Genomic DNA, 21,039 nt, shown 5'->3' with positions numbered 1-21,039 from the left:
CCTCCTGAAGCGATCTTCAGGAACGGGATCCGAGATCCGCGGAGAACGGACTCAGCCGCGGATCGCGCTGGCGACGTCGGGGAAGGATGCGGGAACGTAGCCGCCGTGCGCCTGCTCGCCGTGCACGAGCTCTCCCGTTCCGGTCTCCGCACTGCCGAGAACACTCCAGGGGTCGACGATGCGGACGTCGTGACCGTCGAGATGCAGGCGCCGGACGCCTTCGAGCAGCATCCGCTTGGCGATGTCGTTGGCGCGCTGAACCCGGTCGAGGTCGACGATCACGGGGTCGTCGCCTTCGGGCTCTTCCGCGAACCCCCGCAGCACGCGCTCAGCCTCCATGAAGTGCAGGTCGCCGGCGATCTCATGCACGGTCGCGCCGTCGTGCTCGACCCGGCGCGACACGGAGCGGGCCACGTCCGTCGAGGTCATCAGGTGCAGGCCGAGATCGTGGTTCATGCGCTCGAACATGCGCACGCCACGGGTGCTGTTGCCGTGCGGGTCGAGTCGCGGCGAGAACACGGCGATGCCGACCTGCCCCGGCAGCACCCCCATCAGGCCGCCTGCGACGCCGCTCTTCGCGGGGATACCCACCGAGGTCAGCCAGTCGCCCGCCGAGTCGTACATGCCGCAGGTGGTCATGACGCTCAGCACCTGCCGGTTGATGGCGGGGTCGATCACCTGTTCGCCGCCCGACGTGCGGCCCCCGGCGGCGAGCACCGACCCCATGCGGGCGAGGTCGCGCACCGTGACAGACACAGAGCACTGCCGCGTGTAGCCGCGCACCACATCCGCCGGGTCCGCGTCGAGCGTGCCGACCGTGCGCAGCATGTAGGCGAGCGCCATGTTGCGGTCGGCCGATGACAGCTCGGAGGCGAAGACGTCCTCAGCGATGGAGAGCCGGCGACCCGCGAGACGGCTGTAGAGGTCGAGGATGCGCTCGGTGCGGGCATCCGCATCGGCCCCCTGCACGAGCGCGTGGGCGGCGATCGCACCCGCGTTGATCATCGGATTCCGCGGGCGACCGGTCTCGGGCTCGAGGGAGATCTCGTTGAACGCGTCTCCCGAGGGCTCGACGTCGATCCGCTCGAGCACGCCGTCGAGGCCTTGGTCGGCGATCGCGAGCGCATACGTGAACGGCTTCGAGATCGACTGGATCGTGAACTCCACCTCGGCATCCCCCGCGACGTAGACCTCCCCGTCGAGCGTCGCCACCGCGATCGCGAGCCGGTCGGGGTCGGCGTGCGCGAGCTCGGGGATGTACGACGCCACCTCACCCGCGTCCGCCCCGCACGACTCGAGCAGCAGGTGGAGGTAGTCGATCATGGGGGTCTGCATATCGACCATGCTCCCACGCGATGCTCCGGCGGCTCCCGGCCGCCAGGTGTGCTCAGGCCGACAGGGGGAGTGTGACGACGAACCGGGCGCCGCCCCATCGGGAGGCATCGACGGACACGGTGCCGCCGCTGGCCGTCGCGATGCCGTGGACGATGGCCAGGCCGAGGCCGCTGCCTCCGGCATCCCTGCTGCGTGCTTCGTCGAGCCTCACGAAGCGCTCGAAGATCCGCTCGCGCTCGTCTGGGGGAACGCCCGCGCCGTCATCCTCGACGGTCACGAACACGTGAGCATCCTGCGGGATGACGCTGATGGCCACGTGCCCGGCGCTGTGCCGCGCGGCGTTGTCGGCGAGGTTGCGCAGCAGCTGGCCGAGAAGCCGCGGATCGCCCTCGACGCGGGCCGCGCTGATGCCGGAGCTGTCGACCTCGATGCCGCGCGAGCGCAGCCTCCGCACCTCGCCCAGGGCGAGATCATCGAGGTCGACGGCCTCGTCATGCGTGCCGCCGCCCTCGTCGAGCCGAGCGAGCAGCAGCAGGGACTCCACGATGCCCTGCAGACGCAGGCCCTCGTCCGAGACGACCTCGGCGAGTTCTCCGATGCTGGTCGTGGCCGGATGCGCCTGCGCGAGCTCGGCATGCTGGCGGATCGTCGCGAGGGGCGAGCGCAGCTCGTGCGACGCGTCCGAGACGAAGCGGCGCTGGGCTGTCGCCGAGGCGTCGAGGCGATCGAGCATCCGGTTCATGGTGGTCGCGAGTGCCGCGATCTCGTCAGCCGACCCGGGGACCTCGACCCGATTGTGCAGGTGCTCGGCGGTGATGCCGTCGACCTCTTGGCGGATGCGCGTGACCGGCCTGAGAGCTCGACCCACGACGAGCCACGTCGTGACCGCGACGAGAACGAGGAGGAGGGGGACGGCGACCGCGAGCAGCACGACGACGGTCGACAGCGTCTCGTCGTCGTCTTCTATGGGCACGGCCAGGACCAGGGTCTCGTCGTTCTCGAGGTCGTCCGAGACGACGAGCATCGGCGTGCCGTCGATCGTCACCGTGAGCGCATGGTCGGCGATCGGGAGCGCACTCGATCCCAGATCGTCGCGGGCGTCCTCGCTTGCCGAGCGGATCGAGCCGTCCGCCCCGATGATCTGCACGAGTTCGTCGTCGAGGGTGTCGATGCCGCGGCCCCCGCCCGGACCGCCACCTGGTCCGTCCAGGCGCTCGGTCAGCTCGTCGAGCCGCTGTTCGGCGGCGCGCTCGGCGCTGGCATGGATGCTGGAGCTCAGGATGCCGTAGAACGAGACCGCCCCGATCAGCAACGCGGCGGCCACCACGAGCGTCGCGCCGAGGGTCGTCCGCGCACGCACCGACTTCCACGGGCGGCTAGCCACCGTCGGCCGCCAATCGGTAGCCGGCACCGCGGATCGTCTCGATCGCCTCGCGTCCGAAGGGCTTGTCGAGCTTGCGGCGCAGGTGCCCGACGTAGACCTCGACGATGTTCGGGTCTCCGTCGAAGTCGTCGTCCCAGACGCCCTCGATCAGCGCGCGCTTCGACAGCACCTGGCCGCGGTGGCGCATCAGGTACTCGAGCACGGCGAACTCGCGGGCGGTCAGGGTGACGGGCGTCTCGCCGCGCCAGACGTGGTGCGACGAAGGGTCGAGCTTCAGGTCTCCGGCCTCGAGGACAGCGGGGCGGGCGACGGCACCACGACGCACCAGCGCACGGATGCGGGCGACGAGGATCGCGAACGAGAAGGGCTTCGTCACATAGTCGTCGGCGCCCGTCTCGAGGGCCTCGACCTGATCCCACTCGCCGTCCTTGGCGGTGAGCATGAGCACGGGCGTCCAGTTCTCTTCGGCACGCAGCGCCTCGCACACCTTCCAGCCGCTCATGCCGGGCATCATGAGGTCGAGCACGATCGCGTCGTATCGGGTCTCACGCGCACGCCACAGCCCGTCGACGCCGTTGTTCGCGACGTCGACCGCGAAGCCCTCGGCCTCGAGTCCCCGGCGGACCGCGTCGGCCAACCGCACCTCGTCGTCAACCACCAGGATCCGCATTCCTCCAGTGTGGCGGGCGCACGCTGAATCCGCGCTGAAGCGAGGTCGTGGCGCGCGAGGAGCGCGGTTGCGGGCACGCGGGAGAGGGTTGGCTCGCGTGCATCCCTGTGGTTGCATGAGGCTATGACCGGAATCCGGGGGGACAGGTCGAGAGGTGCACGGCTGCTTCTCGTCATCGCTGCGACTGCGCTGCTCGTGGGGTGCGCGTCGGCGGGCCCCGCACCGCTCGGAGCACCACTGTCGGAATCGCCGACTCCCACCCCGACCGCAGCCTGCCCGCAGGTCGAGGGCGTCGATCTGCCGCCGGACTGCGCGCCGTACGACCCCGACAATGCGATGGCTCAGAACGAGCGCTATCGCGACCGGGTGGATCTTTCGGATGACAGCCGTGCGGCGGCCGAGAAGCCGGCGAACGACGTCCGCACGGCGCTCGAGACGTTGCGCACCTCAGGAGACCTGTCTGTCACGGCAGTGGAGGATGCGATCGCGTCTGCTGGCCTCACCGACATCCAGACGCTCGGCGACGAACGAGCGGTGGCGTTCGGAGCAGCCGCGCCACAGGGCGGGTGCATCTTCGGAGAGGTCTCTGCCGACGTGCTCACGGTCGATATCGGCGGCGTCATCATGGATGGCGGCTGCCTGCCGGCCGTGGGCCACTGACCGCGACCGACCGGCAGCGCCTGCCCCGCTCAGGCATCGGTCCGGAATCCCGCGGCCTTGTGCGTGCCGTCGCAGAACGGCTTGATGGTCGAGAGCCCGCAGCGGCAGAGCGCCACCGTGCGGCGTGTGACCTCGATCGGCTCGCCGTCGGGTGACTCGAACACGGCGGCGCCGCGTACGAGCAGCGGACCGTCGGGGTAGGCGGTGATGGTTACGGCATCCTCGCGCGCGCTCATCGATCCGCCCTCGGTCGCAGCGACGATTCGCCGCGCATCCAGGAGTCGAGCATGTGCCCCGCCGCCCATCCGTCGACGGTGAGGCAGGCGGATGCTCCGAACATGATGTCAGGCAGCAGCTCGGGGTGATCCTCGGCCAGCCCGCCCGCGAGGTCGCGCGCCGCGATCTGCTCGTGCACGGCATCCGCCTCGACGTGCTCGTCGAAGTAATCGGTGACGTCTGCGGTGAACCCGAGGCGCCGCAGGCCGTCGGCGTACAGGCGATTGGGGATCGACGACGTCATCTCGAACGCCGCGAGATGGCCGACGATGGCGCCGACGAGGCGGCGGTTGAGGCCGAACATCGACATCGAGTTGAGCGAGGCGAGGGTGATCGCCGGAACGTCGTCGACGTAGCCGCCGTAAGTGTCGTCGAGGCCGGCGCCGCGCATCGCCCGAGCGAAGATCGTCGCGTGCACCCGGTCGGGTCGCCCTGCGCCGTACTCGTCGGATTGGATCTCGACGAGCGCCGCCTTCGCCCTGCCGCTGAGACGGGGGATGGCCCAGGAGTGCGGATCGGCCTCACGCAGCGTGTAGATCGAGCGCTGCATGAAGAACTCGTGCATCTGCTCGTCCGTCGCCTTCTTCGCGACGTAGCGCGACAGGCTCGGGCCGGTGTCGGCTTCGGCGAGGGCGAACAGGGCGCGCCCCACTGCATCCACGGTCGGCTCGGGGAGCTCGGGCATCGGCACCGACGCTCGCAGCGCCTGCTCGAACGCCCGCTCGAGCAGCCCCCTCGTCGCGATCACTGCGGTGTCCCATTCGAGGGTCGGGTCGAGGTCGGGCAGCGAGCCGTACGACGACGCGTAGAGCACGAAGAGGGCGAGCTGAATGTCGTCGTCGCGCACGACGTCGGCGCTCGCCGCGAGCGCGTACTCGGCGCGGGCGCCGAGATCGCCGCCGTCGCCTCCGGTCAGTCGGCGGATGACGGCATCGCTGAGCGGACCGCGCGCGGTGATGCCGTGGAGGGCGGACGGAGTGACTGCTGGCGCGGACATGAAGAAGCTCCCAAAGATCGGATGCTCGCAGTCTCGCCCCGGTTCCGCCCACCCGTGAAGGGTCTTGACGGCGACGCTCGGATGCCTCAGCATCCGCCCCGTGCCGTTCAGCGCTGAGCTCAGCGCTCAGCGCTCAGCTCAGACGTGCGGTGACGTCCGCACCCCCGCCTAGGCTGGAACCATGAACAAGAACTCGCTCTGGACCATCGTCGGCGTCGTCCTCGCCGTGGTGATCGCCTGGTGGATCGTGAGCGCGCTGTTCTCGATCCTGTGGTTCATCGCCAAGCTCGCGATCGTGCTCGTCGTCGCGGTCGTGGTGTTCCTGGTGCTGCGAGGACTCTTCAGCTCGAAGGCCGAGTAGCGCCCGGGAGCGCCGGTCAGGCGACCGGAGCCTTCGCGCCGATCCGGTAGCGGGCTGCGCGATGCGTGTCCTGCACGCGATCGCCCTTGCCCTGCAGCTTGTTGCGCAGCGTGCCCGGCGTGTACTCGTTCGGGTAGACGCCGCGTTCGCGGAGCACCGGGATGACGTGCTCGATCACGTCCTGCCACGTGCCGGGGGTGACCGCATAGGCGAGGTTGAACCCGTCGATATCGGTCTCCTCGACCCACGACTGCAGTTCGTCGGCGATCTCGACTCCCGAGCCCACGATGGTGGGGCCGAGGCCTCCGATCGCGTTGTGGCGGCCGAAGTCGCCGACTGTCCACTCGCGTCCGAGGTCGGCCTCCTCCTTGAGGTGCTGCAGCACCGACTGGATCGCGTTCGACTCGACGTTGCCCACGGGCTCGTCCTCGGCGTACTGCGAGAGGTCGACACCCATCCAGCCGGACATGAAGGTCAGCGCGCCTTCGGGGCTCGCGTATGAGAGGTACTCGGCGTGCTTCGCCGCGGCATCCTCGCTCGTCGCCCCCGTGATCACGGTGAGCAGCGTGTAGATGCGGGCGTCGTAGCGGTCGCGCCCGGCGTCTTCGAGCGCGTCGCGGATGCGCTTGACGGTGCCGGCGAGCACCTCTTTCGAGGGAGCGGCGACGAAGATCGCCTCCGCATTCTCCGACGCGAAGCGCACGCCGCGGGGGCTGGCCCCCGCCTGGTAGATCACGGGGGTGCGCTGCGGCGACGGCTCGGAGATGTGGATGCCGGGAACGCTGAAGTGCTTTCCCTCGTGGCCGATCGCGTGCACCTTCGACGGATCGGTGAAGATGCCGCGCTCACGGTCCTCGACGACCGCGTCGTCTTCCCACGACCCCTCCCAGAGCTTGTAGAGCACCTCGACGTACTCGTCGGCATGGTCGTAGCGGTCGTCGTGAGCGAGCTGGTCCTCCTGGCCCATGTTGCGGGCGGCGCTGGGCAGGTAGCCGGTCACGACGTTCCAGCCGACGCGGCCGTTGGTCAGGTGGTCGAGGGTGCTGAGTCGACGCGCGAAGGGATACGGGTGCTCGAAGGCCGTGCCGGCGGTGATGCCGAATCCGAGGTGCTCGGTGACCGCGGCCATGGCGCTCACGAGCAGGATCGGGTCGTTCACCGGAACCTGCGCGCCGTTGCGGATAGCCGCCTCGTTCGTGCCGCCGTAGACGTCGTAGGTGCCGAGCACGTCGGCGATGAAGATGCCGTCGAAGGTCGCGCTCTCGAGCAGCTTCGCGAGGTCGGTCCAGTACGAGATCGTGTTGTACTGACGCGAGCGGTCGTCCGGATGCCGCCACAGACCTGACGACTGGTGGGCGACGCAGTTCATGTCGAAGGCGTTGAAGCGGATCTGACGGCTCATGCCGTCAAGCAAACCCGTCGATCGACCGCCCGGCCAGTGTCGGCGACACGTGCCGACACATTCGCGACGGGTCCGCCTTCAGTCCCGGTCGCGGTCGACGGTCTTCACCGTGGAGGTGATCGGGCGAGGGTCGGGCATGATCGTCTCGACCTGGGGTTTCGCATTCGCCTGCGCGCGGCACCAGACCACGAAGCCGACCGCGGTGAAGACGCCGTAGAACACGTACATCAGGCCGGTGGCGTAGAAGCCCGAGCTGAACAGCAGCGGCACGCCGACGACGTCGACCGCGATCCAGATGAGCCAGAACTCCGTCCACCCCTTGGCCATGCCGTAGGTGGCGAGCAGGGATCCGACGAAGGTCCACGCGTCGGCCCAGACGGGCTCCCACGATCCGAGTGCGCGGAAGAGGGGAGTGAGGGCGATCGTGCCGATCACCATCACGAGCACCAGGCCGATGCGGGCGCTGTTCGGAGCCCACCGAGGGGTCACTCGTCCGCCGTTCGAGGCCGCCTGGCGCCAGCGCACCCACCCGTAGATCGCGACGATGATGAACATCACCTGACGACCGGCCTGGCCGAGCAGGTGCGGCAGCTCATGGTCGGGGTTGAGGATCGACCCGAGGAACACGGTGAGCAGCAGCAGGTTGCCGACGATGCCGACCGGCCACGCCCAGATCTTGCGCTGCATGCCGCCGAGCGCGCTGGCGAGGCCGAAGATGTTGCCGACCACCTCGCGGATCAGCAGCACCTGGCCGCCCGGAAGCACCCACTGCGAGTTGAAGGCGTCGGCGAGCCAGAGCAGGGCGTTCATCGGATCTCGTCGGGGAAGGGGCGCTCGTCGAGCACCAGCTGCAGGAACGTGAGGTCGAGCCAGCGGTCGAACTTGGCGCCGACCTGCGGCATCCGCCCGACCTGCATGAAGTCGAGGCGCTTGTGCATGATGATCGAGCCCGTGTTGCTGCTCTCGATCGCGGCGACCATGACGTGCTTGCCGAGCGTGCGGGCGCGGTGGATGAGCTCGATCATCAGCGCCTTGCCGATGCCGCGACCGCGCTGACCGTCGCGCACGTACACCGAGTGCTCGACCGTGTGGCGGTAGCCGCTGTGCGGGCGCCAGTCGCCGAACGTCGCGTATCCGAGCACGCCGGATGCGTCGACGGCGACGAGCACCGGGTAGCCGCGAGCGGTGCGCTCCGCGAGCCAGGCGGTGCGGTCCTCGACCGTGACCGCCTCTTCGTTCCAGATCGCGGTGGTGTTCAGCACCGCATCGTTGTGGATGGCCGTGATGGCCTCGAGATCGGCGGTCTCGGCATCCCTGATCTGGTGATCGCTCATCGGGTCTCCTGCATCTGCGCTCGGGTGCGCACTGGACGACGGTAGCAGGATGCCGGGGCGGGGGATGCGGGAGACTGGCGACATGTCTCTCGCTGAAACGGTCCGCGACCGCATCGTCCGTGCGATCGACGACGAGCAGCTGGGTGCCTACGGGCTTCATGTTCGCATCGGTCACGAGTCGGCCCAGCATCGCTGGCGCAGCGATGATCGGGTGAACCTGTACTCGGTGTCGAAAGGTGTGAGCGCGCTCGCCGCCGGGATCGCCGTCGATGAGGGCATCCTGGCGCTCGACAGCCGAGCCTGTGACGTGCTGAACGTGCCCGCACCCGGTGCAGGCGGCGAAGCGGTGACGCTGGAGCATCTCCTCTCGATGACGAGCGGAATCGACTTCGAGTGGTTCGGTGACCAGGAGGTGCCCTGGCCCGACCTCGCCCACGAGATGCTCGCTCGTCCGAGCCGAGGTCCTGGCGAGCACTTCCAGTACTCGGATGCCAGCACCTACGTCGCCATGAGGATGCTCGGCGCAGTCGTCGGCGATGTGCGGGACTGGTTGATGCCCCGGCTCTTCCAGCCGCTCGACATCCACAACCCGCAATGGTCGAGATGTCCGCTCGGATGGATCGTGGGCGGAAGCGGGCTCGAACTGCGCACGGAGGAGCTGGCTCGGATCGGCCGCGTCCTGCGGGATCGGGGGCGCTTCGGGGATGAACGCATCGTGAGCGGGCGGTGGGTCGACCGGATGCACTCCGACTGGGTCGCCTCGGGGGCACGGGGCCTCTACTCCTCGTACGGACTCGCCGCGTGGCGCGGGCCGCGCGAGGGCTGGCGGCTCGACGGGCGATACGGGCAGTACGTCTTCATCGACGACGCTGCGGATGCGGTCGTCACGATCACGGCGCACGAGGAGAAGAGCGATCAGCGGCTCGTCGAGATCGCGGCTGACGCCGTCGCCGATGGATCCGTCGTCGCGGGATCCGTCTCGGTGGACGCCCGCGCGAGGCCGTGACGCGAATGTCTTCTCGTGGGTTCAGCCGCGCAGCCAGTACGACAGCTTGGCGGGGTTGAGAACGATCCACATCTGCGTGATCGCGCCGGAGTCGACGTGCACGTTCATGACCGAGACCACCTCGCCGTCTTCCCGGAACACGAAGCCGAGGCCATCGCCGAACTGCTGCTGCTCCATCACCATGGTGGGGCGCTTGGCGGCGATGCCCAGCAGGAAGCGCGCGACATTGTCGGCGCCGCTCACGACGTTGCGGGCGGCGCTGACCACGCCGCCGCCATCGCTGCGCAGTTCGACGTCGGGGGCCAGATAGCGCAGCAGTGGGGCGATCTCACCCGAGTTCGCCGCCTCCTGGAAGGCCCGCACGACGCGGTCGTGTTCGGCCCGTGGAACTGCGGCGACCCTGTTCTCGCGGACGTGTCGACGAGCGGATGCCGCGAGCTGGCGCACCGCGGTGGAGGAGCGGCCCACGGCCTCGGCGATCTCGTCGAACGGCACGGCGAAGACGTCATGCAGCACGAAGGCGACGCGCTCGGCGGGTGTCATCGCCTCGAGCACGACGAGCAGCGCGGTGGAGACGTCGTCGTCGAGGGTGATGCGGTCGAGGGGATCCTCCGACCTCGATGCCGTGCGCGACCCGATCGCTCCGGCGAACAGCTCGGCCGGAACAGGCTCCGGCAGCCACGGCCCGACGTACTGCTCGCGCCGGCGCCGGGCCGAGCCGAGAAGGTCGAGGGCGACGCGTCCTGCGACGGTCGTCAGCCAGCCCGCCGGATTCGCTATCGCCTCGCGCTCGGTCTCGGTGAGGCGGTACCAGCGCAGGTACGTCTCCTGCACGACATCCTCGGCATCCGCCAGCGTTCCCGTCATCCGATAGCCGAGAGCGAGAAGGCGTCGCCGTTCGCGGAAGACGTCGTCGAGCTCGTCGTCCATGCTGTCTCCTTCGGGGTGTTGCGCGTGCGCGGGCGCCTTCGCAGGATATGACGATGCGAGGTCGCGAAGTGTGAGGCCTCACATTCTCGGATTCCGTCCCGTCATCTCTTGCAGAGGGATGCGGCGGACGCACCCCTGTGCGGGCCCGTGAGCTCGAACGGAGAGGAAGTCGGATGAGGATCGCAGTCGCAGGAGGAACGGGTGTGGTCGGTCGGCACGCTGTCGAGGCCGCGCGGGCTGCGGGGCACGATGTCGTCGTGCTCTCGCGTGCGAAGGGTGCCGACGTGGCGACCGGTGTCGGCCTCGTCGACGCGCTGCAGGGGGCGGATGCCGTCATCGACGTCACGAACACGACCACACTGTCGAGGGTGAAGGCGGTCGTGTTCTTCGAGACGGCGACCCGCAATCTGCTCGACGCAGAGGCGAGGGCGGGCGTCGGGCATCATGTCGCGCTGTCGATCGTGGGGATCGACGGGATCGACTCCTCGTACTACGCGGGCAAGCTGGCGCAGGAGCGGGCGGTGGCTGCCGGGTCGGTGCCGTTCACGATCGCTCGGGCGGCGCAGTTCCACGAGTTCGCGGGGCAACTGCTCGCGCGCATGTCGGGTCCGCTCGCCGTGATGCCGAAGCTGTTGATGCGGCCTGTGGCGGCGCGCGAAGTCGGGGAGCACCTGGTGCGGGTCGCCTCGGGGGCGGCTGTCGGGCGTGCGCGCGATCTCGTCGGGCCGCGCGATGAGGTTCTCCTGGATGTGGCGCGAAGGCAGCTGGCGTTCGACGGGGAGCGGCGGCGGGTGCTGGGTGTGCGTCTGCCCGGCGCGTACGGCAAGGGGCTGGCATCGGGATCGTTGCGTGGCGGGCCGGATGCGTTGCAGGGTGTGGCCACGTTCGACGAGTGGCTGGGCAGTGAGGACCATGTGCGTGAGGAGTGAGGCGCGCCTTCGATCTCATGTCGGCATACCGACCGAGATTCGAACATATCTTCTAAACTGTAGCTATGTCGAATCCCCGCCTGGCGCCGCTGCTCGAGGCCATCGAGCGCCTCGGCGATGCCTGGGCGGATGCGGAGAGGGGCGTCGATCTGTCGCGGGTCGAACTGATCGGGGCGCATCGTGCGGTAGGTGAGGTGCAACGCTGTCTCGACGGACTGCACGCCGAACTCGCCGCGGCGATCGCTCACGAATCCCGACCGGAGCTCGGACCCGACGGGCTCGCGAAACAGCAGGGATACCGGAGCGCGGCGGCGATGATCGCCGCGACGACCGGCGGGTCGCCGGGCGATGCGAAGCGCCTCATCACGGTCGGGCAGGCGGCAGCACCGCGCACGAACCTGTTGGGCGAGGCGCTGCCGGCGAAGTATCCCGCGCTGGCGACAGCGCTCGCCGCAGGGGAGATCTCCGTGGCCGCTGCCGCGATCATCGTCGCGCTGCTCGAACGCGTGCGCCTCAAGGTCGGGTCGGCCCGGGTCGAAGAGGCCGAGCGGCTGCTCGTCGAGCGCGCCGCCGGGATGACGCTCGACGATGTGCGCACGCTCGTCGCGCGCGCCGAGGCCTGGCTCGACCCCGACGGCGTGGCTCCGAAGGAGCGAGAGGCGCGCGATCGCCGGTCGCTGACCATGTTCGAGCGTGACGGCTCCCTGCACCTGAACCTGCAGACCGACATCGCGTCTGGCGCGCCCATCAAGGCGGCGATCCAGGCGTACGTGACGGCGACCTTCCAGGCGCGGATCACCGCGCCCGACCCGGGTGCGCCCGACGCCGATCGTCGCACGGTGGCGATGATCCAGGCTGACGCGCTCGCCGCCATCTGCGAGCACGCGATCGCGTGCGACAACGGAGGAATGCCCGCCACCGGTGCGACCGTGGTGGTGCGCGTGAACCTCGACGACCTCACCGCAGGGCTGGGCACCGCGGCGATCGATGGCAGTGACCGTCCCGTGAGCATCACGACCTGTCGCAGGATGGCCGCGGGCGGCGGGATCATCCCGGTCGTGCTCGGGTCTGAGGGCGAGATCCTCGACTGGGGCCGCGAGAAGCGACTGTTCACACGGGCGCAGCGCCTGGCTCTCGTCGAGAGGGATGGCGGGTGCGCGATGTGCAGTCTTCCGCCTCAGATGACCAAGGCGCATCACCTGAGATGGTGGCAGCGCGACACGGGGCCGACCGATCTGAACAACGGAGTGCTGTTGTGCGAGTCGTGTCACCACCGCATACACGACAACGGGTGGGAGATCCGCATCGAAGGCGTCGGTGTCGCCGCGCGAGTGTGGCTCATCCCGCCGCCGCACGTCGATGCGGCGAGGACTCCTCGCCTCGGGGGGAGGGCCCGCTATGACATCGCAGCCTGAGGGCGCTTCTGTGGCGTCGGCGTCAGAGTCGGCGTCAGACGTGCACGTCGGCGGGCGATTCCTCGCCCTCGTGGAAGCTCGGCTTCTTGCCGATCAGGCGTCCGATGCCCAGGATGACCCCGACGATGATCAGTCCGGCGATCAGTCCGGCGATGGCCGAGATCAGGGTGTCGCCGATCCAGACGATGACTCCACCGGCCGGCTCGAGGAAGTGCTCGATGCCGTGCAGGATGTCTGCTCCGAAGTGCACGCCGACCTCACCGAGGTTGACGAGAAGCAGGTGGCCACCGACCCACAGCATCGCGACGGTGCCCAGAATGCTGATGAAGCGGAACACGCCGGGCATCGAGCGCACGATCCGCGTTCCGGTGTGACGCACGCGCTTCGACGGGTTCTTCGCCATCTTCAGGCCGATGTCGTCGATCTTCACGAGCAGCGCGACCGCGCCGTAGACGACGCCGGTCATGATCAGGGCGATAACCGCGAGGATCGCGAGGGTGGTCCAGATGTCGAGGCCGGCCTCGAGGTTGGCGAGCGAGATCAGCATGATCTCGGTCGAGAGGATCAGGTCGGTGCGCACCGCACCCCAGACGAGCTTGTTCTCGTTCCGATCGCTCTCGTCGGCGTGGCCGTGCTGCACACCGAACCACTCGAGCACCTTCTCGGCACCCTCGAAGCACAGGTACGCACCACCGAGGATGAGGAGGTACGGAAGCACCCACGGGGCGAACGCCGTCAACAGCAGCGCGATCGGGATGATGATCACGAACTTGTTCGCGAGAGATCCGACGGCGATCTTCGCGACCACCGGCAGTTCGCGAGCGGGAGTGATCCCCTGCACATACTGAGGGGTCACGGCGGCGTCATCGATCACGACGCCCGCAGCCTTGGCAGATGCCTTCATCGCCGCGCTGAGAATGTCATCGACGACGGCGAGCAGTCCAACAGACATGTGCGTCTCCCTGTGGTGTGTGTGGCTGAGCAACTCTATCCACTTCCGCGAAACTCACAGCCCGCTCACAGTCCTGCGGGACCAAATCCGGGGTGCCGCTGGTTCTTCTCTATGACGCTGCAGCCAGCCGCGTCGGACAAGGAGTCAGATCATGTCGAACGAGTACAGCAAGACCCCCGAGGCCGTCAGCGACCTCACGCATCTGCAGTACGAGGTCACGCAGGAGGATGCCACCGAGCCTCCCTTCCGCAACGCGTACTGGAACAACCACGACGACGGCATCTACGTCGATGTCGTCTCAGGTCAGCCGTTGTTCGCATCGACCGACAAGTTCGAGAGCGGCACCGGATGGCCGAGCTTCACCCGCCCGATCGAGCCCGACGCCGTGACCACTCGCACAGACCGTACGCTGTGGATGAAGCGCACCGAGGCGCGATCCAGCGGTGCCGACAGCCACCTGGGTCACGTCTTCGACGACGGGCCACGCAACGCCGGAGGCCTGCGTTACTGCATGAACTCCGCAGCCCTCCGCTTCATCCCGGCTGACAGCCTGGAAGATGAGGGGTACGGTCGCTACCGTCACCTCTTCGCCACCCCGAACACTGAGGAGAACTCATGACCGACACCGGAACCATCACCCGCACCCCCGGGACCGAGACCGCCGTGCTCGCCGGCGGCTGCTTCTGGGGCATGGAAGACCTCATCCGCCGCCAGCCCGGCGTGCTCGACACCCGTGTCGGCTACACCGGCGGCAGCAACGACCACGCGACGTACCGCAATCACCCCGGTCACGCCGAGGCCGTGGAGATCGTCTTCGACCCCACGAAGACGACGTATCGCGACATCCTGGCGTTCTTCTTCCAGATCCACGACCCGTCGACCAAGGACCGTCAGGGCAACGACATCGGATCGAGCTACCGCTCGGCGATCTTCCCGCTCACGCCCGAGCAGGAGACCGTCGCCCGCGACACGATCGCCGACGTCGACGCCTCGGGTCTGTGGCCGGCCAAGGCCGTCACCACGATCGAGCCCGAGGGCCCGTTCTGGCAGGCCGAGGAAGAGCACCAGGACTACCTGATCAAGTACCCCAATGGCTACACCTGCCACTTCCCGCGTGCGGGATGGGTGCTGCCGAAGCGCGAGCAGAGCGCCGCGGTCTGAGTCCGATCAACTGTCTGCGAGGAAGGCCAGTGCTGCTTCCTTGAAGGCGCGGGATCCCGGAGCGTTGAAGTGATTACGATCCGGGATCTCGAAGAATCTGCCCTGAGGTGCGGCTGAGGCGAGCGCACGGGATCCCTCGATGATCGCGTCCTTCGACCCCGTCGCGAACAGGATCGGGCCGGCCGGCGCATTCGCCGGATCGGGATCGATCGTCCGTGACGACCGCATCCCCTCGGCCAGCGCCACCAGGGCCGCGAGATCATTGCCCGGCACGCGCTCGGTCAGCGCGATGTAGTTCTGCGTCGTCGGGTCCGACACCGGTGTGCCGTCTGCCAGGTACGCGCGCACCTGATCGAGATCGAGACGGGCGAGAGGGATGCCGTCCGGCACACCGCCCAGCACCGCGCGGCCGATGCGATGCGGCAGATCGCGCACGACCTCCCACCCGACCCGTGCTCCGAGCGAGTACCCGACGTAGACGGCTTCGTCGACGAGATACGTGTCCATGACCGTCTCGACATCGGTCGCCAGAGTGCGGATGCCGTAGGCGTCGGCCTGATGCGGCTTCTCGCTGAGGCCGTGGCCGCGCTGATCGAGCGCGAGCACCCGATAGCCGGCCCTGGTGAGCTCGCGCACCCACCCCGTGAGAACCCAGGTGTCGCGGGCGCTCGACGCGAAGCCGTGCACGATCACGACCACTGGGGCGTCGAGGTCACCCCACGTGTACGTCGCGAGGCGAGTGCCGTCAGCGGCGTGCACCTGCTGGGGTTCGGGCATGTTGGTCAGGTCGGAGAGAGGGACGGCCACGGCATCCATTGTCCTCCTGCTCCGGGGGCGGATACGCCGAGACCCACCGGCCCCAAGGGGACGATGGGTCTCGGCTGTCAGCGGATGCGACTCAGAAGCGAGCGCGCAGCGCGTCACCCAGCGACGCGTCGACGTTCGTCCAGTACTGGAAGAAGCGCTCACGGATCGCGTCGATCGTGATGCCCTGGCCCTGACCGGTCAGCGTCTCGAGGAAGCGAGCGCGCTGCTCGTCGTCGAAGACCGTGCGGTACAGGGTTCCGGCCTGGCCGAAGTCGTCGTCGTCCAGGTGCAGGGTCGCAGCGGCGCGGATCAGCTCGCCGTCCGACTCCCAGCTCGCCTCGACACCGGCTGCGGGATCGGCGGTCGGACCGCCGGCTGCGCCGTACGAGTTCGGCGTGTAGACACGGTGCTCGGCCGGGTTGAACTTGTACTGCATCTGGCCTTCGTGCATGTAGTTGCGCACCTCGGCCGCATGCGGCTGGTTGACCGGCAGCTGGTTGTAGTTCGCACCGATGCGGTAGCGCTGAGCATCCGAGTACGCGAACACGCGAGCCATGAGCATCTTGTCGGGCGAGATGCCGGTGCCGGGCACCTGGTTGCCGGGCGAGAACGCGGCCTGCTCGATCTCGGCGAAGAAGTTCTGCGGGTTGCGGTCGAGCGTGAACGTGCCGACCTTGATGCGCGGGTAGTCCTTCTTCGACCAGGTCTTCGTCAGGTCGAACGGGTTGAAGCGGTACGTCTTGCCCTCGTCGTACGGCATGATCTGCACGTAGACGTCCCACGAGGGGGCATCGCCGCTCGCGATCGCGTCGAACAGGTCGCGACGGTAGTAGTCGGCATCCGATCCTGCGAGCTTCTCGGCCTCTTCGGCGCTCATCGCCTCGACGCCCTGCTTCGACAGGAAGTGGTACTGCACCCAGAAGCGCTCTCCGGCGGCGTTGACCCACTGGTAGGTGTGCGAGCCGTAGCCGTTCATGTGGCGCCAGCTGCGGGGCAGGCCTCGGTCACCCATGAGGTAGGTGACCTGGTGGGCGGACTCGGGCGAGAGGGTCCAGAAGTCCCACTGCATGTCGGCGTCGCGCAGACCCGAGTCGCCGAGGCGCTTCTGCGAGTGGATGAAGTCGGGGAACTTCATGGCGTCGCGCAGGAAGAACGTCGGGGTGTTGTTGCCGACGATGTCGAGGTTGCCCTCGGGCGTGTAGAAGCGCAGCGCGAAACCGCGCACGTCGCGCCAGGTGTCGGGGGAGCCCTGCTCGCCGGCGACCGACGAGAAGCGCAGCAGAGTCTCGCTCTGAGCGCCGGGCTGGAAGGCCGCTGCGCGGGTGTAGGCCGAAACGTCTTCGGTGACGGTGAACGTTCCGAATGCTCCGCCGCCCTTGGCGTGCGGGTTGCGCTCCGGCACGCGCTCGCGGTTGAACGAGGCCAGCTTCTCGACGAGGTAACGGTCGTGCAGGACCGTGGGGCCGTCGGCGCCGACGGTGAGCGAATGCGCGTCGCTGGCGACGGGCGTTCCCGTCTGCGTCGTGGTCGCAGGTGTGGTCGATGGGTCGGTCATGTTCTTCTTCTCCTTCTGCACGCAGGTACGACAAGCACCCCGGCTGCCCGGGTGGGACGTCGGATGCTACTGCGCGGCGTTCTGGCAACTGGGGCACAGGCCCCAGAAGGTGACTTCGGCTGTTCGGACGGTGAATCCCCCCGCCGAAGACGGGGTGAGACACGGCGCTTCGCCGACGACGCAGTCCACATCGCCGACCGCACCGCACCGGGTGCAGACGACGTGATGGTGGTTGTCGCCGATGCGCCGTTCGTAGAGCGCCGCGGAGCCTGCCGGTTCGATCCGGCGGAGCAGGCCCGCCGTCGTCAGGTCCGCGAGGATGTTGTGCACCGACTGGATCGACGTCGTCGGAAGCACCTCGGACACGGCGCGGTAGACCCGTTCCGCATCCGTGTGGGCCATGGATTCCATCACCTCGAGCACAGCGACGCGGCCCGCGGTCGCCCGCAGCCCCGCATCGCGAAGCGCGGAGTCGAGGTCGGTGTCCATGCCTCGACTATACCTGCTGTTTTTAGTTATTCAAAAGATCGGCGTGTCGGCGGAGGCGGTTGCGCGCTCCGGGCAGAACCGTAGCGTGGAGGGATGGACACGAGACGAGCGGCGACGATCGGACTGATCCTGGCGGCGGGTGTGGCGCTCGCCGGATGCACGGGGGAGCCCGTCGCATCACCGACCGGATCACCCTCCCCGTCGACTCCCGCTCCCACGCCCACTCAGAACGCGGCTGACGCCGACGAAGCACTGCTCCCGATGCCCGTCGACGAGATCAGGGACTGGGCCGAGACTGCGGTGCCGAACACCGGTGACAACGGCCCCAGTCCGATATTGTCCGGATGGCTGAGCGAGAACACCTCCGCTCACCACGTGACCGACCTGACGACTCAGGCGGCGGGTGCCTATCAGGCGCAGCTCGCCTGCCGAGGCGACGGCATCCTCACGCTCACGGCCGGCGAGCTCGACGCGGAGCCCTCTGCCGAGCCGATCGTCTGCGCGAATGAGACGATCGCGTTCGACATCACCACCGCGGCCACCGGGATGCAGATCGTGATGGACCTCGACGGCGATCCGACGATCTACGCCCTGTCGCTGAAGCAGATCAGCTGAGCCGAGGTCGTGGGCGTCAGGACTCTGAGGGCACGAGGGGCAGTTCGAGGCCGTAGTTCCACGTCAGGATCGCCGGCTGCTCTCGGTAGAAGCTGAGCACCGACACCGATCCGGCATCCAGCGTGATCTGAGCGCCGAAGCGCGGAGCCAGTCGCAGGTAGACCGCGGTGAGGATGCGGAGGAAGTGCCCGTGCGCGACCAGCGCCACATCACCTTCGGTCAACGCCGGCAGCACGCGGGTGAGCACGCGGGAGGCGCGGGCCGCGACCTCTTCGACGGTCTCTCCCGGCGTCGCGCCGCGGATCACACCGTGAGTGAAGGCACTCCAGTCGTAGCCCAGCTCTTCGCGGATGTCCTTCGTCGTGCGACCCTCGTATCCGCCGTAGTCCCACTCGACGAGCAGCGGATCGACCTCGGCGTGCAGCCCCGCGAGCTCGGCGGTGCGCCGGGCACGCTCGAGCGGTGAGCACAGCACGAGAGAGAAGTCGTAGTCGGCGACCAGCTGTCCCGCGCCGCGGGCGAGATCCTCGCCTCGCGCGGTGAGCGGGATGTCAGTGAGGCCGGTGTGCAGGCCCGCCTTCGACCATTCCGTCTCTCCATGGCGCAGGAGCACGAGCTTTCCCTGCGGATTGTCGGGCGCGGGGTGATCGGGCAGCGGGTCGTATTCGGGGATCGCGGGCACACCGCAACCGTAGTCCGGTGACCCGGAACCCGTCACCGGGTGATCGTGAACCCGCCTCCGCGCACCCGCACCTGGCCACCCTGTACGGCCTGACCGCGCTGCGATCCGTCGGCGTCGTACGAGCGTCCCGCACCACCGGCGAGAGGCGCGACCCGCTGATCGCGGCGGCCCCCGTTGGCGTAGAGCACCGCGGCACCGGAGGTCGTCGCGTAGACGGCCGAAGCGACCGCAGGCTGGATCACCAGGGCATCGAGCCGCACGTCACCGCGGCTCGTGCAGCGCACGGTCACCGCCTCGGACGGCAGGTCTCCGCCGAGCAGCTGGGGAACCAGCATCCCGTCGGCTTCGGTGAGGCCTCGATCGCCGGTTCCACCGGCGGGGGTGCGTGCACTCCAGAGCCGCTTGCGACCGCGGAACACCTCCCACACGGCTTCTCCGGCATCCGCAGCCTGGCGCCAGATGAGCCCGTGCAGGATGCCGCCGGCCTCGGTCACGTCGAACTCGACGGACTCGCCGGCGGGCACCCGTACGTACGCGGCGCCAGAGAGGTTGCCCTCTCCGATCCACGCGCCGCCCTCGGGGCGCACGATCTCGCAGCCCGCCGAGAGTCGAGCGTTCTCGGCGTCGATCACCCGCAGCCCCGAGAACGAGGACAGTCCGGTGATAGACGTCGCGATGCGGGCGATGTCGCGGTTCGCATCGAGCAGGAGCATCGTGAGAAGCCCGTGGATCGTGGATTCCGCACCGGAGTTGCGATTCACGCGGCCGTCGGTCTCGACGCCGTCGAATGTCACGCCGGTGGCGGGATCGTAGACCGGGATGCCGGCGGTGTTGGCCCCGAAGAACCAGCCCGCCGCGAGCCCTGCGAGCACGCGCAGTCCCTCCCCTCCGACAGTCGCGGCCTGCACGGCCCCGGCGACGCGACCGTGCGCGCCGTAGGCGATCTGCGCTTCGGCGGGCAACGGCGCCCACGCGTTGTGCGGCCCGCCCGAGGCGAGCACCTGCGGCGTGAACGTGCCGGCATCCGCGACGGCCGCGGCCCTCCAGTCGCGCCGACGCAGCAGCGCTCCGGCCCTGGCCAGGGCCTCGGGCGCAGCCGCACCCCACGCGTGCCAGAACCCGAGCGACCCGGTCCACGGCAGCACGGCGCCGAACGGCCAGCCCTTCGACGGATCGGTGGCCATCGCGCCCACACCCTCGCCATAGGTCTGCAGGGCCTGGCGGCTGCGCGCATCGCCTGCCTCGGTCGCGGCGGCGAGCCCGAGCATCGCCTCGGCCGTGGCATCCGCTCCGCCGGCGATCAGCCAGGCGGGCAGATCCTTGCCGTCGCTGCGCACCCACTGTCCGGCGCGCGACAGCGATTCGCGACCGAGAGCATCGAGGGCGAGATGCAGGCGCTCGAGCAGGAACGCCGCGAAGGCGGCATCCTCCCGGCGGAACGCGGCATACCCCTCGCCGAACGCCCACACCGTGCGGGCGAGCCAGTACGACTCCGCGGAATCCGAGGGGTCGGGCAGCTCGACGGGGATCGCGCTGGGGTTCAGCGTGCCGTCCTCCTGCTGCCACAGCACGACGCGGCCGGCGTTGTCGCCGCTCGTCGTCTGCAGGAACGCGAGCGAGCGCAGCACATCACGCGCCTCGTCTCGGCTCTGCGGGTCGCCGGTCGCCGTCCAGTCCCGAAGGAACACGATGGCCGCGCGGGCGATGTCGTCGGCGTTGTACGCGCCCTGCGTCCAGTACCCGGTGACAGCGTCCCGCGTGCCGCCGCCGACCGGGCGGTATCCGCCCGCGCCGTCGGTGTCGGCATACGTCCACGGCGCGAGCACGCGCGGTGAGGCCTCGATGCCGAACGTGGTGTGCGTGGCACTCGCGACCACGGGCACCTCGGCGAGCAGGAACCGCAGGTGGGCGAGGTTCGTGAGTCGCGCACCGCGCGCGGTGTCCAACGGTGCGGAGCCCCAGGGGCGAAGACCGGCGGATGCCGTGGCCTGCGCGGTGTGGGCGTCGAAGGGCAGCAGCGCGAGCGCCGAGCCGGCGGCCGCCGCGGTCAGGAACGTGCGTCGGGAGAGGGACATGGTC

22 protein-coding genes and 2 pseudogenes are annotated in these 21,039 nt (G+C 68.9%); 9 read left to right on the top strand and 15 right to left on the bottom strand.

Annotated elements, in window-relative coordinates; translation table 11 throughout:
* Positions 1-51: 51 nt before the first annotated feature.
* From OD997_RS12260 to OD997_RS12250, 3 genes are read right to left on the bottom strand one after another with little or no spacing between them, the layout of a single operon-like run.
* On the bottom strand, positions 52-1,344 hold the full coding sequence (locus tag OD997_RS12260; protein WP_434331820.1) for a glutaminase: 1,293 nt from the start codon (positions 1,342-1,344) through the stop codon (positions 52-54).
* Between the two features lie 43 nt (positions 1,345-1,387).
* The gene (locus tag OD997_RS12255; protein ID WP_434331819.1) at positions 1,388-2,719 is read right to left on the bottom strand and encodes a sensor histidine kinase; all 1,332 of its coding nucleotides are present in this window, start codon (positions 2,717-2,719) and stop codon (positions 1,388-1,390) included.
* Complete coding sequence (locus OD997_RS12250) at positions 2,712-3,389, bottom strand: response regulator transcription factor (RefSeq protein WP_056311091.1); 678 nt, start codon at positions 3,387-3,389, stop codon at positions 2,712-2,714. Before OD997_RS12250 ends, OD997_RS12255 begins: the two co-directional genes overlap by 8 nt.
* Before the next feature lie 123 nt (positions 3,390-3,512).
* On the opposite strand from OD997_RS12250, the gene OD997_RS12245 reads away from it, so the two are divergent.
* Positions 3,513-4,049 carry a hypothetical protein gene (locus tag OD997_RS12245; protein ID WP_434331818.1) on the top strand — a complete coding sequence of 179 codons (537 nt, stop codon included), beginning with the start codon at positions 3,513-3,515 and terminating at the stop codon, positions 4,047-4,049.
* 29 nt (positions 4,050-4,078) lie between these two features.
* Here OD997_RS12245 and OD997_RS12240 read toward each other — a convergent pair whose 3' ends face one another.
* Both OD997_RS12240 and OD997_RS12235 read right to left on the bottom strand, forming a co-directional pair.
* Positions 4,079-4,285 (bottom strand): CDGSH iron-sulfur domain-containing protein, encoded by a 207-nt coding sequence (locus OD997_RS12240; protein WP_434331817.1) that lies wholly within the window; start codon positions 4,283-4,285, stop codon positions 4,079-4,081.
* Positions 4,282-5,322, bottom strand: coding sequence for an iron-containing redox enzyme family protein (locus tag OD997_RS12235; protein WP_434331816.1), 1,041 nt, complete (start codon positions 5,320-5,322; stop codon positions 4,282-4,284). Before OD997_RS12235 ends, OD997_RS12240 begins: the two co-directional genes overlap by 4 nt.
* Before the next feature lie 181 nt (positions 5,323-5,503).
* Here OD997_RS12235 and OD997_RS12230 point away from each other — a divergent pair, with 181 nt between their 5' ends.
* Complete coding sequence (locus tag OD997_RS12230) at positions 5,504-5,683, top strand: hypothetical protein (RefSeq protein ID WP_201470617.1); 180 nt, start codon at positions 5,504-5,506, stop codon at positions 5,681-5,683.
* Positions 5,684-5,699: 16 nt separating this feature from the next.
* On the opposite strand, the gene OD997_RS12225 is transcribed toward OD997_RS12230, so the two are convergent.
* The 3 genes from OD997_RS12225 to OD997_RS12215 all read right to left on the bottom strand — a co-directional run bounded on the left by OD997_RS12225 (position 5,700) and on the right by OD997_RS12215 (position 8,419).
* Positions 5,700-7,085, bottom strand: coding sequence for an LLM class flavin-dependent oxidoreductase (locus OD997_RS12225; protein WP_434331815.1), 1,386 nt, complete (start codon positions 7,083-7,085; stop codon positions 5,700-5,702).
* 78 nt (positions 7,086-7,163) lie between these two features.
* Positions 7,164-7,895 (bottom strand): nicotinamide riboside transporter PnuC, encoded by a 732-nt coding sequence (gene pnuC / locus OD997_RS12220; protein ID WP_434331814.1) that lies wholly within the window; start codon positions 7,893-7,895, stop codon positions 7,164-7,166.
* Complete coding sequence (locus OD997_RS12215) at positions 7,892-8,419, bottom strand: GNAT family N-acetyltransferase (RefSeq protein WP_434331813.1); 528 nt, start codon at positions 8,417-8,419, stop codon at positions 7,892-7,894. The genes pnuC and OD997_RS12215 overlap by 4 nt, the downstream gene beginning before the upstream one ends.
* An 82-nt stretch (positions 8,420-8,501) precedes the next feature.
* Between OD997_RS12215 and OD997_RS12210 the strand changes: the two genes are divergently transcribed.
* Positions 8,502-9,425, top strand: coding sequence for a serine hydrolase domain-containing protein (locus OD997_RS12210; RefSeq protein ID WP_434331812.1), 924 nt, complete (start codon positions 8,502-8,504; stop codon positions 9,423-9,425).
* Between the two features lie 21 nt (positions 9,426-9,446).
* On the opposite strand, the gene sigJ is transcribed toward OD997_RS12210, so the two are convergent.
* Entirely contained in the window at positions 9,447-10,355 is a 909-nt protein-coding gene (gene sigJ / locus OD997_RS12205) for an RNA polymerase sigma factor SigJ (protein WP_434331811.1), read from the bottom strand.
* 173 nt (positions 10,356-10,528) lie between these two features.
* On the opposite strand from sigJ, the gene OD997_RS12200 reads away from it, so the two are divergent.
* Positions 10,529-11,284, top strand: coding sequence for an SDR family oxidoreductase (locus OD997_RS12200; protein WP_434331810.1), 756 nt, complete (start codon positions 10,529-10,531; stop codon positions 11,282-11,284).
* Positions 11,285-11,349: 65 nt separating this feature from the next.
* Entirely contained in the window at positions 11,350-12,699 is a 1,350-nt protein-coding gene (locus tag OD997_RS12195) for a DUF222 domain-containing protein (protein WP_434331809.1), read from the top strand.
* A gap of 34 nt (positions 12,700-12,733) precedes the next feature.
* On the opposite strand, the gene OD997_RS12190 is transcribed toward OD997_RS12195, so the two are convergent.
* The gene (locus OD997_RS12190; protein ID WP_434331808.1) at positions 12,734-13,651 is read right to left on the bottom strand and encodes a DUF808 domain-containing protein; all 918 of its coding nucleotides are present in this window, start codon (positions 13,649-13,651) and stop codon (positions 12,734-12,736) included.
* A 151-nt stretch (positions 13,652-13,802) separates the two neighbouring features.
* Here OD997_RS12190 and msrB point away from each other — a divergent pair, with 151 nt between their 5' ends.
* Together msrB and msrA are read left to right on the top strand one after the other, a co-directional pair.
* Entirely contained in the window at positions 13,803-14,270 is a 468-nt protein-coding gene (gene msrB, locus OD997_RS12185; RefSeq protein WP_434331807.1) for a peptide-methionine (R)-S-oxide reductase MsrB, read from the top strand.
* On the top strand, positions 14,267-14,812 hold the full coding sequence (gene msrA, locus OD997_RS12180) for a peptide-methionine (S)-S-oxide reductase MsrA (protein ID WP_434331806.1): 546 nt from the start codon (positions 14,267-14,269) through the stop codon (positions 14,810-14,812). Before msrB ends, msrA begins: the two co-directional genes overlap by 4 nt.
* Positions 14,813-14,818: 6 nt before the next feature.
* On the opposite strand, the gene OD997_RS12175 is transcribed toward msrA, so the two are convergent.
* On the bottom strand, positions 14,819-15,628 hold the full coding sequence (locus OD997_RS12175; protein ID WP_434331805.1) for an alpha/beta fold hydrolase: 810 nt from the start codon (positions 15,626-15,628) through the stop codon (positions 14,819-14,821).
* Positions 15,629-15,710: 82 nt separating this feature from the next.
* The gene (locus OD997_RS12170; RefSeq protein WP_434331804.1) at positions 15,711-17,174 is read right to left on the bottom strand and encodes a catalase; all 1,464 of its coding nucleotides are present in this window, start codon (positions 17,172-17,174) and stop codon (positions 15,711-15,713) included.
* Between OD997_RS12170 and OD997_RS12165 the strand changes: the two are divergent.
* A pseudogene (locus OD997_RS12165) lies at positions 17,106-17,450 on the top strand (hypothetical protein); the annotation flags it as partial. The gene OD997_RS12170 and the pseudogene OD997_RS12165 sit on opposite strands and share 69 nt — an antisense overlap.
* Here the strand turns inward: OD997_RS12165 and OD997_RS12160 are convergent.
* Positions 17,370-17,663, bottom strand: a pseudogene (locus OD997_RS12160) (Fur family transcriptional regulator); the annotation flags it as partial. The pseudogenes OD997_RS12165 and OD997_RS12160 overlap by 81 nt on opposite strands.
* A gap of 93 nt (positions 17,664-17,756) precedes the next feature.
* Between OD997_RS12160 and OD997_RS12155 the strand changes: the two are divergent.
* Complete coding sequence (locus OD997_RS12155; protein WP_434331803.1) at positions 17,757-18,278, top strand: hypothetical protein; 522 nt, start codon at positions 17,757-17,759, stop codon at positions 18,276-18,278.
* 16 nt (positions 18,279-18,294) lie between these two features.
* Here OD997_RS12155 and OD997_RS12150 read toward each other — a convergent pair whose 3' ends face one another.
* Both OD997_RS12150 and OD997_RS12145 read right to left on the bottom strand, forming a co-directional pair.
* On the bottom strand, positions 18,295-18,951 hold the full coding sequence (locus OD997_RS12150) for a histidine phosphatase family protein (RefSeq protein ID WP_434332378.1): 657 nt from the start codon (positions 18,949-18,951) through the stop codon (positions 18,295-18,297).
* 41 nt (positions 18,952-18,992) lie between these two features.
* Positions 18,993-21,035, bottom strand: coding sequence for a hypothetical protein (locus tag OD997_RS12145; protein WP_434331802.1), 2,043 nt, complete (start codon positions 21,033-21,035; stop codon positions 18,993-18,995).
* Positions 21,036-21,039 lie beyond the last annotated feature (4 nt).

It is taken from the genome of Microbacterium sp. CGR1, from assembly GCF_051062835.1.
Taxonomy (GTDB): Bacteria; Actinomycetota; Actinomycetes; order Actinomycetales; family Microbacteriaceae; genus Microbacterium.
This window is presented reverse-complemented; position numbering and strand designations above follow the sequence as displayed.

What these genes read in the sequence shown, in the direction of transcription:
- OD997_RS12260 (WP_434331820.1), bottom strand. Translation starts at nt 1,344, where the DNA reads ATGGTCGATATGCAGACCCCCATGATCGACTACCTCCACCTGCTGCTC.
- OD997_RS12250 (WP_056311091.1), bottom strand. Translation starts at nt 3,389, where the DNA reads ATGCGGATCCTGGTGGTTGACGACGAGGTGCGGTTGGCCGACGCGGTC.
- OD997_RS12245 (WP_434331818.1), top strand. Translation starts at nt 3,513, where the DNA reads ATGACCGGAATCCGGGGGGACAGGTCGAGAGGTGCACGGCTGCTTCTC.
- OD997_RS12240 (WP_434331817.1), bottom strand. Translation starts at nt 4,285, where the DNA reads ATGAGCGCGCGCGAGGATGCCGTAACCATCACCGCCTACCCCGACGGT.
- OD997_RS12235 (WP_434331816.1), bottom strand. Translation starts at nt 5,322, where the DNA reads ATGTCCGCGCCAGCAGTCACTCCGTCCGCCCTCCACGGCATCACCGCG.
- OD997_RS12230 (WP_201470617.1), top strand. Translation starts at nt 5,504, where the DNA reads ATGAACAAGAACTCGCTCTGGACCATCGTCGGCGTCGTCCTCGCCGTG.
- OD997_RS12225 (WP_434331815.1), bottom strand. Translation starts at nt 7,085, where the DNA reads ATGAGCCGTCAGATCCGCTTCAACGCCTTCGACATGAACTGCGTCGCC.
- pnuC (WP_434331814.1), bottom strand. Translation starts at nt 7,895, where the DNA reads ATGAACGCCCTGCTCTGGCTCGCCGACGCCTTCAACTCGCAGTGGGTG.
- OD997_RS12215 (WP_434331813.1), bottom strand. Translation starts at nt 8,419, where the DNA reads ATGAGCGATCACCAGATCAGGGATGCCGAGACCGCCGATCTCGAGGCC.
- OD997_RS12210 (WP_434331812.1), top strand. Translation starts at nt 8,502, where the DNA reads ATGTCTCTCGCTGAAACGGTCCGCGACCGCATCGTCCGTGCGATCGAC.
- sigJ (WP_434331811.1), bottom strand. Translation starts at nt 10,355, where the DNA reads ATGGACGACGAGCTCGACGACGTCTTCCGCGAACGGCGACGCCTTCTC.
- OD997_RS12200 (WP_434331810.1), top strand. Translation starts at nt 10,529, where the DNA reads ATGAGGATCGCAGTCGCAGGAGGAACGGGTGTGGTCGGTCGGCACGCT.
- OD997_RS12195 (WP_434331809.1), top strand. Translation starts at nt 11,350, where the DNA reads ATGTCGAATCCCCGCCTGGCGCCGCTGCTCGAGGCCATCGAGCGCCTC.
- OD997_RS12190 (WP_434331808.1), bottom strand. Translation starts at nt 13,651, where the DNA reads ATGTCTGTTGGACTGCTCGCCGTCGTCGATGACATTCTCAGCGCGGCG.
- msrB (WP_434331807.1), top strand. Translation starts at nt 13,803, where the DNA reads ATGTCGAACGAGTACAGCAAGACCCCCGAGGCCGTCAGCGACCTCACG.
- msrA (WP_434331806.1), top strand. Translation starts at nt 14,267, where the DNA reads ATGACCGACACCGGAACCATCACCCGCACCCCCGGGACCGAGACCGCC.
- OD997_RS12175 (WP_434331805.1), bottom strand. Translation starts at nt 15,628, where the DNA reads ATGGATGCCGTGGCCGTCCCTCTCTCCGACCTGACCAACATGCCCGAA.
- OD997_RS12170 (WP_434331804.1), bottom strand. Translation starts at nt 17,174, where the DNA reads ATGACCGACCCATCGACCACACCTGCGACCACGACGCAGACGGGAACG.
- OD997_RS12155 (WP_434331803.1), top strand. Translation starts at nt 17,757, where the DNA reads ATGGACACGAGACGAGCGGCGACGATCGGACTGATCCTGGCGGCGGGT.
- OD997_RS12145 (WP_434331802.1), bottom strand. Translation starts at nt 21,035, where the DNA reads ATGTCCCTCTCCCGACGCACGTTCCTGACCGCGGCGGCCGCCGGCTCG.